The organism is Corallococcus sp. CA041A (assembly GCF_003612075.1).
Lineage (GTDB): Bacteria > Myxococcota > Myxococcia > Myxococcales > Myxococcaceae > Corallococcus > Corallococcus exiguus.
In genome coordinates, this window is the sequence record NZ_RAWF01000767.1 from 1 (window position 1) to 387 (window position 387).

Annotated in this window: 1 protein-coding gene; it reads right to left on the reverse strand. The window is 50.6% G+C overall.

Going from position 1 to position 387, the window contains the following annotated elements; all coding sequences use genetic code 11:
* A partial coding sequence (locus D7V77_RS45470) for a hypothetical protein (RefSeq protein WP_233597601.1) occupies positions 1-180 on the reverse strand: 180 nt, incomplete at its 3' end.
* Positions 181-387 lie beyond the last annotated feature (207 nt).

The following is a 387-nucleotide window of genomic DNA, read 5'->3' on the forward strand; positions in this document are numbered from 1 at the left end:
GGGATAGGCATCATGGATTCGAGCGAGATCCCAAAAAGCAGTATGCCCAGTCTTCAGACGGGCGTTTATCTTGCCGGGAATAACAGAACTCATAAGGAGTAAGAACCAGCTATCACGCGGCCCATTCTCTTGGCTAGAAAATCTTGCGATGATATGGTCGATGTTCAAAGATCGGATCATGATGTCGCCTCTGACTGGTCTTAGCCAGGAACAACCAACCCAACAATGCGCGGAATGACGCTCGACACGGAAGGGGCGTTCGAGACAGTCGTCGGCAAGTGAGATGAACGACTCGAGGTTGCGATCAACATTACTTAGAATGGGGAGGCCACGTATTCCATACTTGGACAACCACGCCGCGTCCAAGGTGTCACCATGAGTAAACAT